Annotated in this window: 12 protein-coding genes; all 12 read right to left on the reverse strand. The window is 38.4% G+C overall.

Annotated elements, in window-relative coordinates:
• Positions 1-65: 65 nt before the first annotated feature.
• Positions 66-1169 (reverse strand): UDP-N-acetylglucosamine--undecaprenyl-phosphate N-acetylglucosaminephosphotransferase, encoded by a 1104-nt coding sequence (gene wecA / locus DS2_RS17195; RefSeq protein WP_035016168.1) that lies wholly within the window; start codon positions 1167-1169, stop codon positions 66-68.
• A gap of 344 nt (positions 1170-1513) precedes the next feature.
• On the reverse strand, positions 1514-1966 hold the full coding sequence (gene pssE / locus DS2_RS17200; protein WP_035016170.1) for a PssE/Cps14G family polysaccharide biosynthesis glycosyltransferase: 453 nt from the start codon (positions 1964-1966) through the stop codon (positions 1514-1516).
• Entirely contained in the window at positions 1963-2460 is a 498-nt protein-coding gene (pssD, locus tag DS2_RS17205) for a PssD/Cps14F family polysaccharide biosynthesis glycosyltransferase (protein WP_035016172.1), read from the reverse strand. The genes pssE and pssD overlap by 4 nt, the downstream gene beginning before the upstream one ends.
• Entirely contained in the window at positions 2457-3260 is an 804-nt protein-coding gene (locus DS2_RS17210) for a polysaccharide lyase (RefSeq protein ID WP_152537637.1), read from the reverse strand. Before DS2_RS17210 ends, pssD begins: the two co-directional genes overlap by 4 nt.
• Positions 3175-4380 (reverse strand): glycosyltransferase family 4 protein, encoded by a 1206-nt coding sequence (locus DS2_RS17215; protein WP_035016175.1) that lies wholly within the window; start codon positions 4378-4380, stop codon positions 3175-3177. Before DS2_RS17215 ends, DS2_RS17210 begins: the two co-directional genes overlap by 86 nt.
• Positions 4377-5621 carry a hypothetical protein gene (locus DS2_RS17220; protein WP_035016176.1) on the reverse strand — a complete coding sequence of 415 codons (1245 nt, stop codon included), beginning with the start codon at positions 5619-5621 and terminating at the stop codon, positions 4377-4379. The genes DS2_RS17215 and DS2_RS17220 overlap by 4 nt, the downstream gene beginning before the upstream one ends.
• Positions 5622-6113, reverse strand: coding sequence for an acyltransferase (locus DS2_RS17225; RefSeq protein WP_035016178.1), 492 nt, complete (start codon positions 6111-6113; stop codon positions 5622-5624).
• A 12-nt stretch (positions 6114-6125) separates the two neighbouring features.
• Positions 6126-7313 carry a hypothetical protein gene (locus tag DS2_RS17230; protein WP_035016179.1) on the reverse strand — a complete coding sequence of 396 codons (1188 nt, stop codon included), beginning with the start codon at positions 7311-7313 and terminating at the stop codon, positions 6126-6128.
• Positions 7313-8578, reverse strand: coding sequence for a UDP-N-acetyl-D-mannosamine dehydrogenase (wecC, locus tag DS2_RS17235; RefSeq protein WP_035016181.1), 1266 nt, complete (start codon positions 8576-8578; stop codon positions 7313-7315). Before wecC ends, DS2_RS17230 begins: the two co-directional genes overlap by 1 nt.
• 44 nt (positions 8579-8622) lie before the next feature.
• Positions 8623-9738 carry a non-hydrolyzing UDP-N-acetylglucosamine 2-epimerase gene (gene wecB, locus DS2_RS17240; RefSeq protein ID WP_326979558.1) on the reverse strand — a complete coding sequence of 372 codons (1116 nt, stop codon included), beginning with the start codon at positions 9736-9738 and terminating at the stop codon, positions 8623-8625.
• Positions 9739-9742: 4 nt separating this feature from the next.
• Positions 9743-10750 (reverse strand): Wzz/FepE/Etk N-terminal domain-containing protein, encoded by a 1008-nt coding sequence (locus DS2_RS17245; protein ID WP_051479968.1) that lies wholly within the window; start codon positions 10748-10750, stop codon positions 9743-9745.
• Between the two features lie 20 nt (positions 10751-10770).
• The gene (locus DS2_RS17250; protein ID WP_035016185.1) at positions 10771-13536 is read right to left on the reverse strand and encodes an SLBB domain-containing protein; all 2766 of its coding nucleotides are present in this window, start codon (positions 13534-13536) and stop codon (positions 10771-10773) included.
• Positions 13537-13713 lie beyond the last annotated feature (177 nt).

The raw sequence follows: 13713 nt of genomic DNA on the forward strand, positions 1-13713 counted from the left end.
AGGCGTTAAGCCCTAAAAGCAAAAAGGCCGAACAAAGCCGGCCTTTAAAAACAAAGTAAAATTAATTATAAATGTTTGGCGCTAACCAATTTAGCCTGCCTTTTGCGAATGCGTTTTACCGTGCTGCGGCGCACCCAGCGCACTAACTTCCATACACGAATAAGCGCATAACAATAAACAGAAAATACCGCTAAAAAGCTAACAAACATAATCCACTCAGGTATTTGATAAATTTCACCCGCGATACCAAAACCAGAATATACACACGATAAGCTAAAAATAATTAATAGCGACTGGCGCGAGCTAAAACCAGCACGTAAGAAAATATGGTGTAGGTGGTCTCTGTCTGGCAAAAACGCTGACTGGCCTTTACGTACACGGCGATAAATAATTGCCGCCATATCCATTAATGGAATACCAATAATCCATAATGCGGTTACTGTTCTAAACGCGGCTTCACCAGTTTTAGAAGCATCGCCTTGAGTGCCCAAAGTTAATAGCCAAATAACACTTAAGCCAATAAACATAGAGCCAGCGTCACCCATAAATATTTTTTTAACCGGGCCAGGTACTAGGCTTAAGTTAAAGGCTAAATAAGGCACAATGGCACAAACTAAAATAATTGGTAGGGCGATAAAGTCTTGCTGATTGGCTAAATAAAACAAGATACCAACGCTAGCAAAGGTATTTAGCGCTAACGAACCAGCAAGGCCGTCGATACCGTCGGTCATATTAAAGGCGTTAATGGCGCCAATAACCGCAACAAAGGTTAACAAGGCACCAAACACACTAATATCAATTGACCCTAAGCCAACTAAATTACCAAGGTCGTGGATATAAATATCAGCACCGAACACCATTATGCTAGCAATAAGTATTTGCGACACTATGCGGGAGCGCACGCTTAAATTGTGGTAGTCGTCTAACACGCCTAAAAACACAACAAAAGCCGATGATATTAAAAATAAAGTAATAAGCTTTTCGCTAGGGAATGCCAACATACAGGCAAACATGGTGGCTATGTAAAAAGCAATACCGCCAACAAGCGGAATTGAGCCTTTATGTACTTTTCGTGCATTGGGTTTGTCAACCAAACCAACTTTTTCGGCGAAAGGTTTTAAAATAAATACAGATGCAAAACTAATAGCAATCGCGGCTATTATTTCCATTATAAACTCCGTTTTAAGAGACAGTAAATCAAACAGGCGCTATGATACAACAGCTAATAGGCCTTGAATATGACAAAATTTAAAAAATTGTCCGTAGTTCTCAATTCGTTCTCCAAACAACCACAAAAAAGCCACCAAACCACATATCAAACACAAACCACCTACAAACTTCCCCTCTAAAAAAACATTTATTTAACACCACTGTAAAAACTTTCAAATAATAGATTCAATGCGCTTCAAATCTCGAACTTTTAGAACTATTTATTAAACTTTTTACCCTGAATGATTTTGCAGTTTAATATCGAACACATGTATTATTAAAGCAATATCACGAAAAGGTTCTTTCAATCATGTTCTAACTCAAATAGCTTCAAAATTCTATCAACATCATCAAACTTATTGACCTCATAAGGAGCATATTGGCTTTCGTAGCACTCTTGAATTGCCTCACTTAACTTACTGAAATCATAGCAGACTGCACCATAGTTGTTTTCTCTAACGTAATCGGCTATCTGGGATTGGTGTTTATCTTTTCTACTTAGGTTAGGGACAACTAAAACTTGCCTTCTCAACTCAAGAAGCTTATATACAGAACCTGCACCCGCATGGGTCACAATTACATCAGCCCACTGGTAATAATCATAAATATTCTCAACGAAGTCTATAAACTGACAATTAACTGTTGGTTCATGATTTTTTGGAGTTTGCACAATTATTTCGTGCCTTCCAGTTAAGTCCATCACTGATTCTATTAACTGTTCAAATTCAGTCGTACCTGTTGTAACAAAAACCTTCATAGCCTTCCTTTGTATATTGCAGATTTATAGTACTTTTTCATTGTTATATTTTGAACATAAAATAAACTAACAAATTTATAGAACAATCGTCCTGAAATAGAAGGCTCTGAGAAACGCGACCAACTCTCTAACCCGACCGTTTTAACACCTAAACAGTGCAGAATAAAGGTCGGCAACAATGAAACTCCAGGACCTGTTGAAATAACACCCACCACATTATAACGTTGATAGACCTTGAGCGTCCGCCAAGCTTGCATTAACAATGTGGGTATCAGATAGCATAAAGTCTTAAAACTTGATTGCTTATCTCTGATCTCCCTACATCTAATATACTCAACAACTTCACTTTGAATTGATAAGCTATTTCCTGCATCAGTGATGGCAACAAACTGGATGTTTTCCTTGGCTTTACCTGCCAATAAATTCGCAAGCCTTCTCATTTGCTCTTGGTGTCCACCAGAACCATATGTCAGTACGATAGTCTTAATACTCATTTTAATTCTCTGGTAACTAAAGATAGATTATAAAAATAAAGGTGGGATACTGAATTTGGCTTATAGCTTATAGAGTGCCCCCCGTGAAAATAGGTGAATAACAACCTGCTTATATTGTCAGGAAAGTGCATGTCGTTTGAAAAAATTAGGTTATCTTTACAGTCCTTACCCAATAGCTGCAAACCATCTTCAGTATATTTACCAGCCGACAAACAAATTTTACCACCTTGTTTTTCAGAATTGACCAAAACTCTTAATGAAACATTATATAAATCTCCTACGTTCAGTCGGACATTTTTCAAAAAGAAAAAATTCCCATAAGTAGAGCTGTCTCGTGGCAAATAATAATACGCACCTAATGCACCTGATTTGCCAAAAACAGCTCTCACACTCCACCCCTTAGAGGTTCGTTGCCCTCGAGTAACTCCTCCCGATAAAATGTTCTGCGGAGACAACCCTAGTAACTTTCCACCTTGAGCAAAGTCGAACTTTTCACCAAAACTTAAATCAAAACTAAGTTCCAAATCTACATAATCGTTTTGAAGATCGATTACTTTTATAACTCTTTCACTTCCATAATTAGTTGGGACAACGCCAACTTTGTACCCCAATTTTCCGTTAACCGTGATAGGAACAATATTTTCGCTATCCAATAAACATTTACTTATTTCGTCCGTAATATCTCCAATTTGTATCTTTTCATCACAATAATAGTTATTTACGCTTTGTCTTTTTGGCCCAATCATATGCATTGTGATAAAAACTAAAAATATTATTCCAGCAACGGATAGAGCTCGCATAATTAGCCCCATTATTTATGGTCCTTATGTCATTCTTATTTGCAATAGTTTGCATTAACTCACTCAAGCTCGATACAGATTCAGGCCGGAAAAATAAAGCATTCTCACTACCCTCACCGCCGCACACCTCAAGAATCCCACCGACTTTACTACCAAGGACGAGCCTCTTAAACGCCATCGCTTCTAAAGGTTTTAAGGGGGTGACTCTATTACAAATTTTGATATCTAGTCTAGGAACGACTATTGCATCTATTTTTTTGTATACCTGAGCCAATTCTTGACGTTCAAAAGCGCCACAATTCACTATTCTATTATCATTTTCTTGAGCAATTAAGTGATTCAATTTCGGTTCAAAGGGACCTCGACCACAAAAAAATAATTTATATTGGTGAGCATCAATTGCATTTTTAGGAAACGCTTTGCTAAAAGCCTCAATCAGAATTTCTAAACCTTCTATTTCACTAAAATTTCCAACATATCCGAACGCACGTACCTTTGTAGGTGCTTCAAACCCCACAGCGGCTTCTAAGACACTGTCAGAAACAGCATTTGGCACCACATGAATTTTTTGACGATTGATACCTCGCTCTATTAGTTCATTTTTCAAGCCGTTATTTATCACAACCACCGAATCTGCGAGCTTTAATGCCCAAGTCTCTAAAAGTTTAATTAGTTTGTTTTGCAACGTATTGTTAAACCTCTCCTCCCAAACGGATCTAAACTCGTATACAAACGGGACGCCAAGCAACCTTGCTGCCAAATAAGCAGGATACGCGCAGAAAAACATACTATGAGCATGAATAACATCCACATTTTTGGTCCTAGCCAACCTATAGATGATTGCAAAAAATGGGAATATATAGAACATTTTTATTAATCGTTTGAATACATTTACTGACTCTTCCGATATTGAAAGGTTTCTTCCTGCTTTATGGGCTCTATGAACCTCAACACCACCAATAGTCTCAACCCTTTTCTCCGATGTTCCTCTCTGAAAAGGAGAAGTTAGCACAGTTACTTCGTTTCCATTCCGCGCCTGACTGGTAACAATACCCTCACTTCTTATTGATGAACCAGTCACATCTGGTAGGTAAGTATATAAAATATGTAAAATTTTCATTCTTTAAAAATCTTGACCTTATTTAGCATAAAAAAATAGAATAGAATAATAACCAGCGAAGTGATATATTCTGGCTTCAAAAAACCGCGATGGAACAAGTGGATATATTGAGTGAGTAATAATGTGTATACAGGTATAAAAATAAGGTTCCGATATGCAAGGACAACTATGAACTTAAAAAATATGCCCATCACGACCAAGAATATAAACGCATAAAACCCAAAATCAATATACAGTCCACCCAGTAAGCCTGGTGTTAAACCCCCACCCTCAACAGAACCAAATAATCTCGCAAGAGTCTGGCCCGCAGCTAACCTTTCACCGGGTAAAATAGTAAACAAGTCCGCAAAAAACAATGGGTAGTCATTGATGCTATTAGAAATATTCTCCGTTATTATTTTATTAGATAGTCCCACGGTCTCTTTAAACCCTAAGTAAAAAGGTATAATTAAATACAACAAGGGGTTGTTATAGTCGAAGTAAACATCAATAAGCACATCAACTGTTGCTAACTCTGATGAGCCAGATCGCCGCAAGTAAAATCCAATGAAAACAATAAGGAAACAGATACTGGCTAAAAAATAATAAGTTTTATTTCGACTGTTAACATATGCTGATAACTGTGCTTTGCAACTATTTACGTACCATAAAGTAATCAAATATGAAACCAAAGCCAGTACAGAAGCCCCTCTATAACCCATCAGAATAGCAGGTAATACAAGGGCTGCCACAAGGAAAGAATGCTTTTTAGCTTTTATAACAGGTACAAGCGCAGCTATAGGAAGTGCTGATTTAATAGCGTACTCAATTGCAGTTGGAATATCAAATCTCAGAGCTTGATTTAATATGACGGGACCTTTTGTACCGTAAATATATAAAACACAAACGTAGACGATAAATAAGTGTATAGCGACACCCAGTAAAACAAAATCTACATCTCTGCCCAACCGAGCCTTATAATCATAATTAACTTTGAAATTGAACATTAACGGAGTGCACAAACACAAAAACGCAAAAAAGTATAGCTTAAGCGTAAATACTTCAGTGTATCCACGCCAAGAAGAAATATTAAGTAATGCTATCATCAAGTAAAATGTTACGAAAAACACCAGTGGCCTTTCTAACTTTTTGCAGTTGATACATGTAAATACGGACAAAACCAAAAACGTAATATAAACAGCCAGGTAGCTGTCAAGCACTAAACAGACTATAGAAAGAAAAACTAAAACTAAAAACTTCATTTATAGCCTTTCTAAAATTTTCTTTGCAGGGTTGCCAACAACTACTTGATATGCTGGTACACTTTTTGTCACTACACTACCGGCCCCTACAACAGCTCCCTTAGCTATTTTTACACCAGGTAAAATAGTAACATTGCTCGCAATCCAAACATCATCTTCAATTGTAACGGGGCCATACTCATAACCTTGGCTATTTATTGTCAGACTCTTGTCTTTAAATAAATGGTTTTGACTATAGATTGTCACATTGGGTCCTATGAGCACATCATTACCAATCTCAACACCACCTCCAGCATTTATTACAGCCCCCCGGTTTATTGACGTATTTCTTCCAACCGATAACTTGCTAGGGAAATCAATTTGCACTTGGTCCCAAATTTTAGTGTTTTTTCCGATTGAAGATGGCAACAGTCTGGCGCGTAAATAACACCCAAAGTTTCCAGGTATATTCTTTAAAAGAAATTGATACCATAAGATTAATTCGTACTTCATGTTATGTCCCTACTACAATTGGTATTCTGGTTGATGTCTTACAAAATACGCGTAAACGAATATTCTAGTCAACCAAACTGCAGCCACTGAATACAAGACTAAAGTAGGCTGGCCAATGATCAAAGGATATGACACTACAATGCTGAAAACAACGGAGATAACTGTTATTAAATTTGATATTTGTATTTGTCTAGCAGTGCCTTTCAACCCGAATAAAGAGGAATACAAAGCATAAATTGACTTAACAATAACAATTGTTATGCAAGGAATAAAATAGCTAAATTTAATGGGCAATTCCAAGTATTCTCGAAGACATACAAGGGTCAAAAACCAGACTGTAAAAACAATTGATAAAGTTACGCCAACAAGCAATACCTTTTTATTAAACTGAGATTTTACATATCGCTTTTTGAGTTCAGCTACCTCTTTGAAGCCTATGTAAGATGATATTATACTAAAAGGCATAATTAGTAATGACAATAAATATATGTAGTCCGAAAACTCTTCTTTCGAAAAAACCTTCTCAATAAGAACCCTGTCAAAATTGTTCAGAAGCACTAGAACAAGTAGAGAAAATGCGAAACTTAAAAACAGTGATTTAGTATTTCCTGTGTATTTATCTGTTATTTTCAATTTCCTGAAAACAACTGACAAACTCCATAATCCGACAAAAGTACAAAGTGTTAGGGTGATATATAAAATCTCTTTTACATTAGACCCTGCAGCGACCAATACCGCGACAAACAAAGCTATTTTCCAAAAATTATTGACAATCTGAGAAGCGGTAAACAATTTTGTAACACGTAAAAAATTATATACGAATACACTACTCGCACTTAAAATGCCGACCAGTGCTGTCAAATAATAGTCGTTAACTCTAAAGAGAACCGTATTGGTTAGGATAGAAAATCCAAACAGATACAATACAAAGCTCCACCCCATGGCTTTTATGATTGTCTTTGGTACATGGTAATCTTTCCCATGCACCATACCGAACCTTAAAAATAACTGTTCAGAACCCAAAAAACAAAATGAGTATGAGATTGCGCTTATAGTTAAAAGTACATTCCAATAATAGAAGTCCTCTTCGATCATCGTTTTCTTTGCCAGGAATGTCGCCATAAAATAAAGTAATGAAGATAGAGCCATAACAAAGAACGACGTATTGGCTCTAAAAAACGCACTTTGTAATAAGCTCATTAATTATAGATTCCTTTGGTATCTACAATAATACCATTAGGCTTCTCGGTGACTTTAAAAGATCTATGATCAACAAGCAGTACATGTATATTGGCATTTTCATATGCGTACTCAAGACTAACCATTTCACACCCACTAATAACAGCATCAAAGCTCTCAATGTTAGGTTCGACAGCTAATACACGCCCGACATTAAATTGTGATATTCTTTCTGCAATTTTCATAGCTGGACTTTCCCGTAGGTCGTCAATGTCTGGTTTAAAAGAAAGTCCGTAGCAAGAAATAGTAATATCTTTAGTTGTTTTTTCAGGATTCGCTTGAAGATAATCAGCAATCGCTACCTTCACTTTATTCACAACCCAGTCTGGTTTAGAATCATTTATTAAGCGAGCAGTATGAATCATTTTTGCTTCTTGAGGAGTTTTACTTACAATAAACCAGGGATCTACTGCAATACAATGCCCACCAACACCAGGGCCCGGTTGCAGAATGTTGATACGAGGATGCCGGTTTGCAAGTGCTATTAGCTCCCACACGTTGATATCTAACTTGTCACAAATAACCGACAATTCATTAGCAAATGCAATTTGCACATCGCGACAAGAATTCTCAGTCAACTTAGCCATTTCGGCAGTGCGGGCATTTGTAGTTACACACTCACCTAGTACAAATGTCTTGTAAAGTTCGATGGCTTTTTCAGAGCATAGCGGCGTCATACCACCAATTACTCGATCATTTTCTACTAATTCACGAACTACATGACCAGGTAAAACACGTTCTGGGCAATGGGCAATGCGAATATCTGACTGCTCACCGACTTGCTGGGGAAATGTTAGGTCTTTACGAAATTCAGCCAACCACTCAGCCATTTGTTCTGTAGCACCAACAGGGGACGTAGACTCTAAAATAACCAAATTTCCTTTTTCTAACACTGGTGCAATGGCTTCACTTGCCGCCTTTATATAACTTAAATCAGGCTCTGGTATTTCTGAGTTATTTTTCTTAAATGGTGTTGGAACAGCAATAAGAAAAGCATCAGCTTTCTCTGGTTGCGTAACTGCCTTTAAATATCCTTCTGATACTGCAGCGTGAACAATCATGTCCAGCTCAGGTTCAACAATATGAATTTCACCTTTATTGATGGTCTCAACCGCATGTTGATTTACGTCTACGCCAATTACATTCTTTTTACGTGAGGCAAACATAGCCGCTGTAGGCAATCCAATATAGCCAAGGCCGATAACAGATATTGTATTAAATGACATGATGTTCCTTTGAATCTTACGTTTTAATTTTTCGTAGCAGAATATTAATCAGCTAAAATGTTACATATTCGTTGACAAGCGTACCCATCACCGTAGGGGTTATGAGCTCTACTCATTACATTATAAGCGTCTTCATTAGTGAGAAGTTCCGTTAATGACGATGTAATTAAATTAACGTTTGTTCCAACTAATTTTACTGTACCAGCATCGACTGCTTCCGGCCTTTCAGTGGTATCTCGCATAACTAAAACCGGTTTACCTAAACTAGGGGCTTCTTCTTGTATCCCCCCCGAGTCTGTTAATATAATATGAGATCGGTTCATCAAGTATACAAACGGTAAGTATTGTTGTGGTTCTATTAGGTGGACATTATCGACGCCCGACAAAATACGCTTGACTGGCTCCTGAACATTAGGGTTTAAATGCACAGGGTAAAGAATTTGACAATCTGGGTGCTGCTTTGCGGTTAATGCTAGCGCCTCACATATTCTTTCAAAACCGCCACCAAAACTTTCTCTCCGGTGGCCTGTTACCAATATTAGCTTTTTAGAACCGTCAAGCATTGGGAATTGAGATGCTAACTTATCGCTCAATTGAGCATCGTTCTCAATTTGTTTTTTCACCAACAAGAGCGCATCAATTACTGTATTACCAGTGATAAATATATTGTTTTCCGAGTAATTTTCTTTAACTAAATTATCTTTAGATGTTTGCGTAGGTGCAAAATGAAACTTAGTTAACGCACCAGTTAATTTGCGATTAGCTTCTTCAGGCCAAGGTGAATAGATATTACCAGTGCGCAAACCAGCCTCGACATGCCCTACAGCTATTTGTTCGTAATATGCAGCCAAACTTGCTGAAAAAGTTGTTGCTGTATCCCCGTGAACAAGTAACACATCCGGTTTAAATTCTTTTAAAACAGGCGTTAGCTCTAATAAGATTCGGCTGGTTACTTGAGGTAATGTTTGACCTGCTTTCATTATGTCTAGATCGTAATCTGGTGTGATTTGAAATAGCTCTAAAACCTGATCGAGCATTTCTCTGTGTTGAGCAGTAACACACACTTTTGCATCGAAGCGCCTATCACTGGCTAATGCATGAACAAGTGGTGCCATTTTTATGGCTTCTGGACGAGTGCCAAATACAGTTAATACTTTCACCATTTTAAATCTCTTTATTCTTTATAAAATGTTCAACAAACACAAAAGACAGCCCCATAACGACACCAATAAAAGACACCAAAATACAAATCACACTCCTGCGTGGTTTCGATTTTTCTTCCGCTATTTTGGCTGGCACGACTGTTTTAAGTAGGTATTGTTCACTTACTTCTGCCAACATCAAAGTTTTAGTTTGGTTTTCTATCATATTATAGAAAACTGAATGCATGTCAGTTACATTCGTTTGTCCAATTTTTGCCTGTAGATAGTCAATATTCTTCCGCGCTTCAGCCATATCTTGTTGTTGATAATAAGTGTTTATTTCTTGTTTTAATAGCTCTACCCATTCATAAGCAATTTGCGGTGAGTAATGCTCTACTGACATTAAAACCATTCCCCTTTCCTTGTCTGAGCTAACAGACAACATCGCTTTTAATGCCCTAAAAGTTTCAAAACTGCTCGGTTCAGGCGTATCACCAGAATCAATATGCACATCACCAACCCACTCAGCTGTCTCAGCATTAAAAACATCATTATCGTATATAATCTTTCCAGTTTTTTGATCCCAACGTTCTACAGCCATTATTTGTGGTTTTAAATTGTATTTATCTACAAACTTTTCTAAGAACGGCCAGCTTTTTATAAGCTCAACAGCTTGATCAATTTGACTACTTCCACCACCTTCTAGGTTTATACCTGCCATAGCTGCCAAACCACCATATTGTGCAGCTAGTGCACCCATTCCACTTTTTCCGTCAGTCTGCGCTGGAGCTAAAATCATTTCAGATTTATACATATTCGGTAAGGAAAGCGCATAAATAACTGAGGCCACTGCAAATACAGCCGTAATTGCTACAATTTTAATTCTGCCAGCCCAAATTACATTCCAAAGCTCACGTAGGTCTATTTCATCATCTGCTTGTTGCTTTACAAAGTCACTATCTCTTTCGTTAACCGAGCCTGTTAGTTTTTCTTCTATACGGGCTAGGCGATATTCTAATTCTTTATCCATAATTATTTACCCCCCCCTTTTTATAGTGCCGCTACAGCAGCAATTGCAACGGTAGACTGGTAAATAATGCTGGTAACCTCTTTCCAAATAGTTAACGCGGGTACTGGGTCTACATTTGTTGGTACCACTATGGTGTCACCCGGTTCTATATTCATAGCATTACTAAACCAGCCTGTGTTTGAAACTACTCTGCCATTGGCTTTTATTACGTATACATCAGAGCTTTCAGCTAGTTGGTTAAAACCACCAGCGGCGTCTATATAATCACCCACACTCATTGATTTATTATAAATTTGCGCAGTTGGGGCATATACCTCACCAATAATTGATACGGCTTGGTTTATTTGTGGCACTATTAAGGTATCGCCACCTCGTAATTTAACTGATGCTTCTACATTGGTTAGCTGTGCTTTGTCTATAATCATTCGGCCACTGGCTTCGGTGGCTTCTAATTGGCTTAGCAAACCTAGTACGCTGTCTGCATTAGACATTTCGCCTGCATTTATTTGGCTGGCAATTAGCTCGCGGCGTAGTTTTTTCTCAGCTTCGTTTAATAGTGCTTGTTCTTTTTGTTTTAAGTACGTTCGGGTAAATATGGTGGCATCTAAAAAGGCTTTGTCGGAAAAACCGCCTGCACGCTTAATAAGCTCAGCTAGTGTTTCGCCTTTATTTATTGCATAAGTGCCCGGAAATTTAAATTCGCCCATAAGTGTTACTGTTTCGTGGTCGCGCCATTCTGGTATGCGCTGAATCGAAACTGTATCACGCGGTGCTAATTGGTAGTTGTTTAGTGTGTTTTGGTCTAAATCAACTGATATCAGCTCAAACTCCGAGCTATCGGTCAAGTTGGTTTTAAAGCGACTTAAGTTGGCCGTTACCATATAGCTTGATTCGGTAAAACCACCGGCTGCGGCTACCAAATCAGCCATTACCATATTTTCAGCTAGTGGATAGGTACCCGGAAAACGCACTTGTCCAGCTATGGTTACTAGCTTTTGTTGGTTCTGCTTATTGGTTTGGCTTTTAATTTCGCCAATTAAATCGGCAAACATGCTTTCGCGCTCACCGTTAATTGAAAACACGTACAACTTGTCTTGAGGTTGTAGTTGCTCTGCCAGGTCTTCTACTTGGTTTAAACGCAGTACTTTAAAGTCGGTTATGTTTTGTGCAAAGTTTTTTCGTTTAAGTAATGCGTAGTCTAAGTCGGTTTCTAATTTTAAGTCGAACGCGGCTTTTATTAAGTCTTTTACTTGCATGTTTTCTGTTAGTGGGTATTCGCCACTATAGCGCACATGGCCGGCAATGCTTACTGTTTTTGCTGGTTCGTCTAATCGCGCTTGGGCTTTTAGGCGGTCTAATAACCAGTTTAATTGGCGGCCACCGTCAGCTGAAAATACGTATACTCTATCTCTTGGTTGTAGGGTTATATTTGCGGCTGACTCTGGGTTTAAAAATGCTTGTTTTAATGAAAACTGCATGGCTGACAGTGTGCGAATATGTGGCTCTTCTCGCACTATTATGCCGTATTCTAAATCTGGGTTGGCTCTAAGGTCGGTAATGCTAGGCACTATATCTAACACCTTCATACCTGCTTTGTATGCAAAGCTACCTGGGCGGTGTACGTGGCCTTCTAAGCGCACTATGTTTTCCATTTCATCGAGTACTGAATATACGCGTAAAACGTCACCTTCTTTTAGTTTGGTTTTGCCGTTTTGGGCTTTTGAAAGGTCTATATCTAGTACTGTGCGTGTGCCGTCGTTGCGTAAGCGCTCTATTTTAGAAGCTTTTGGGTAGGCCGTGGTTAATAAACCGCCCGCCAAATTTATTACATCTTCAACTTTGCTTTGGCCGTTCAGTTCGTATATTGCTGGGCGTTTTACTTCGCCGTCTATCCCTACTGTTGGGCCAACTGGTGGAATAAATACCACATCGCCCGGTAATAAGTTGGTGTCGTTTGAGGTATCACCTTTTAATAGTAGGTCGTATAAATCGAATGTGGTTACTACTTTGCCTTTGCGTTTTAGTTGGATATTTCGAAGTGAGCCTACTTCAGTAATACCGCCCGATACAAATAATGCATGAGTAATGCTAGATAAGCTGCTTACTGTATAGGCACCAGGTTTGTATGCTTCGCCAAGGACAAAGATTCTAATTGAGCGCAAGTCACCCATGGTTACATTGGCTTTTGCGCCTATTACTTTTTGTTCGATTTGTTGGTTTATAAAATTTTTAAATTCGGTAAAGCTCATGCCGACTACTTGCAGTGGGCCGGTTTCTGGCATTGTGATTGCGCCGTTTCTGTCTACCGACAGTTCGTAGTTTTTATATTCTTTACCAAAAAGTTGTACTTTTATGGTGTCGCCTGGGCCAATTACGTATTCAGACGGAACCGGCACGTCGGTAGCTGGCGCAAAGGTAGATGGGCTTCCAGCAAATAGTTCATAACCAAATGGTTTTAATACGCGCGCTTTTTTGCCTTGTTGTTTGGCATCACCATCTGACTTTATGCCAGTGCTGCTTGCTAAACCTTTGTCGACTTCAGTTACCACTGCATCGTCTACTGACCGTGCGGTAACTACTTTTGGGTTGGTTACTTTTTCGCTGTTAACCGACTGGTTTATTTCGTTTAAGTTTATACCATATTGGGCGGCTAACGCTTGTTGCTGCGCTTTGGGAAGTTGCTTAAATTGGGCAATTTGTTCTTGTGATGGCGCTGCGGCTTGTGCTGGTTGTACCAGTGTGAGCGCTGCTATGGCAACAATTCTGGCAAGCATGAACTGCTTCATGTTTTCTTTTTCCCTATCCGATACGTTAATTTAACATTTGGCTAAATTAATTTTTAATAACTTTAAATTCTGCTCACGTCTATGTGCAGTGTTTTACACTTATAATTGTATGTTTTGTTTTAGACGTTGTTTATAGCGCGGTAATATAACAAAACTATGAATAGTTGCGAATTAATT

Origin of the sequence: Catenovulum agarivorans DS-2 (genome assembly GCF_000568405.1) — a bacterium.
Classification (GTDB): Bacteria; Pseudomonadota; Gammaproteobacteria; order Enterobacterales; family Alteromonadaceae; genus Catenovulum; species Catenovulum agarivorans_A.

Coding starts and splice junctions, on each gene's coding strand:
- wecA (WP_035016168.1), bottom strand. CDS start 1,169: ATGGAAATAATAGCCGCGATTGCTATTAGTTTTGCATCTGTATTTATT.
- pssE (WP_035016170.1), bottom strand. CDS start 1,966: ATGAAGGTTTTTGTTACAACAGGTACGACTGAATTTGAACAGTTAATA.
- pssD (WP_035016172.1), bottom strand. CDS start 2,460: ATGAGTATTAAGACTATCGTACTGACATATGGTTCTGGTGGACACCAA.
- DS2_RS17210 (WP_152537637.1), bottom strand. CDS start 3,260: ATGCGAGCTCTATCCGTTGCTGGAATAATATTTTTAGTTTTTATCACA.
- DS2_RS17215 (WP_035016175.1), bottom strand. CDS start 4,380: ATGAAAATTTTACATATTTTATATACTTACCTACCAGATGTGACTGGT.
- DS2_RS17220 (WP_035016176.1), bottom strand. CDS start 5,621: ATGAAGTTTTTAGTTTTAGTTTTTCTTTCTATAGTCTGTTTAGTGCTT.
- DS2_RS17225 (WP_035016178.1), bottom strand. CDS start 6,113: ATGAAGTACGAATTAATCTTATGGTATCAATTTCTTTTAAAGAATATA.
- DS2_RS17230 (WP_035016179.1), bottom strand. CDS start 7,313: ATGAGCTTATTACAAAGTGCGTTTTTTAGAGCCAATACGTCGTTCTTT.
- wecC (WP_035016181.1), bottom strand. CDS start 8,578: ATGTCATTTAATACAATATCTGTTATCGGCCTTGGCTATATTGGATTG.
- DS2_RS17245 (WP_051479968.1), bottom strand. CDS start 10,750: ATGGATAAAGAATTAGAATATCGCCTAGCCCGTATAGAAGAAAAACTA.
- DS2_RS17250 (WP_035016185.1), bottom strand. CDS start 13,536: ATGAAGCAGTTCATGCTTGCCAGAATTGTTGCCATAGCAGCGCTCACA.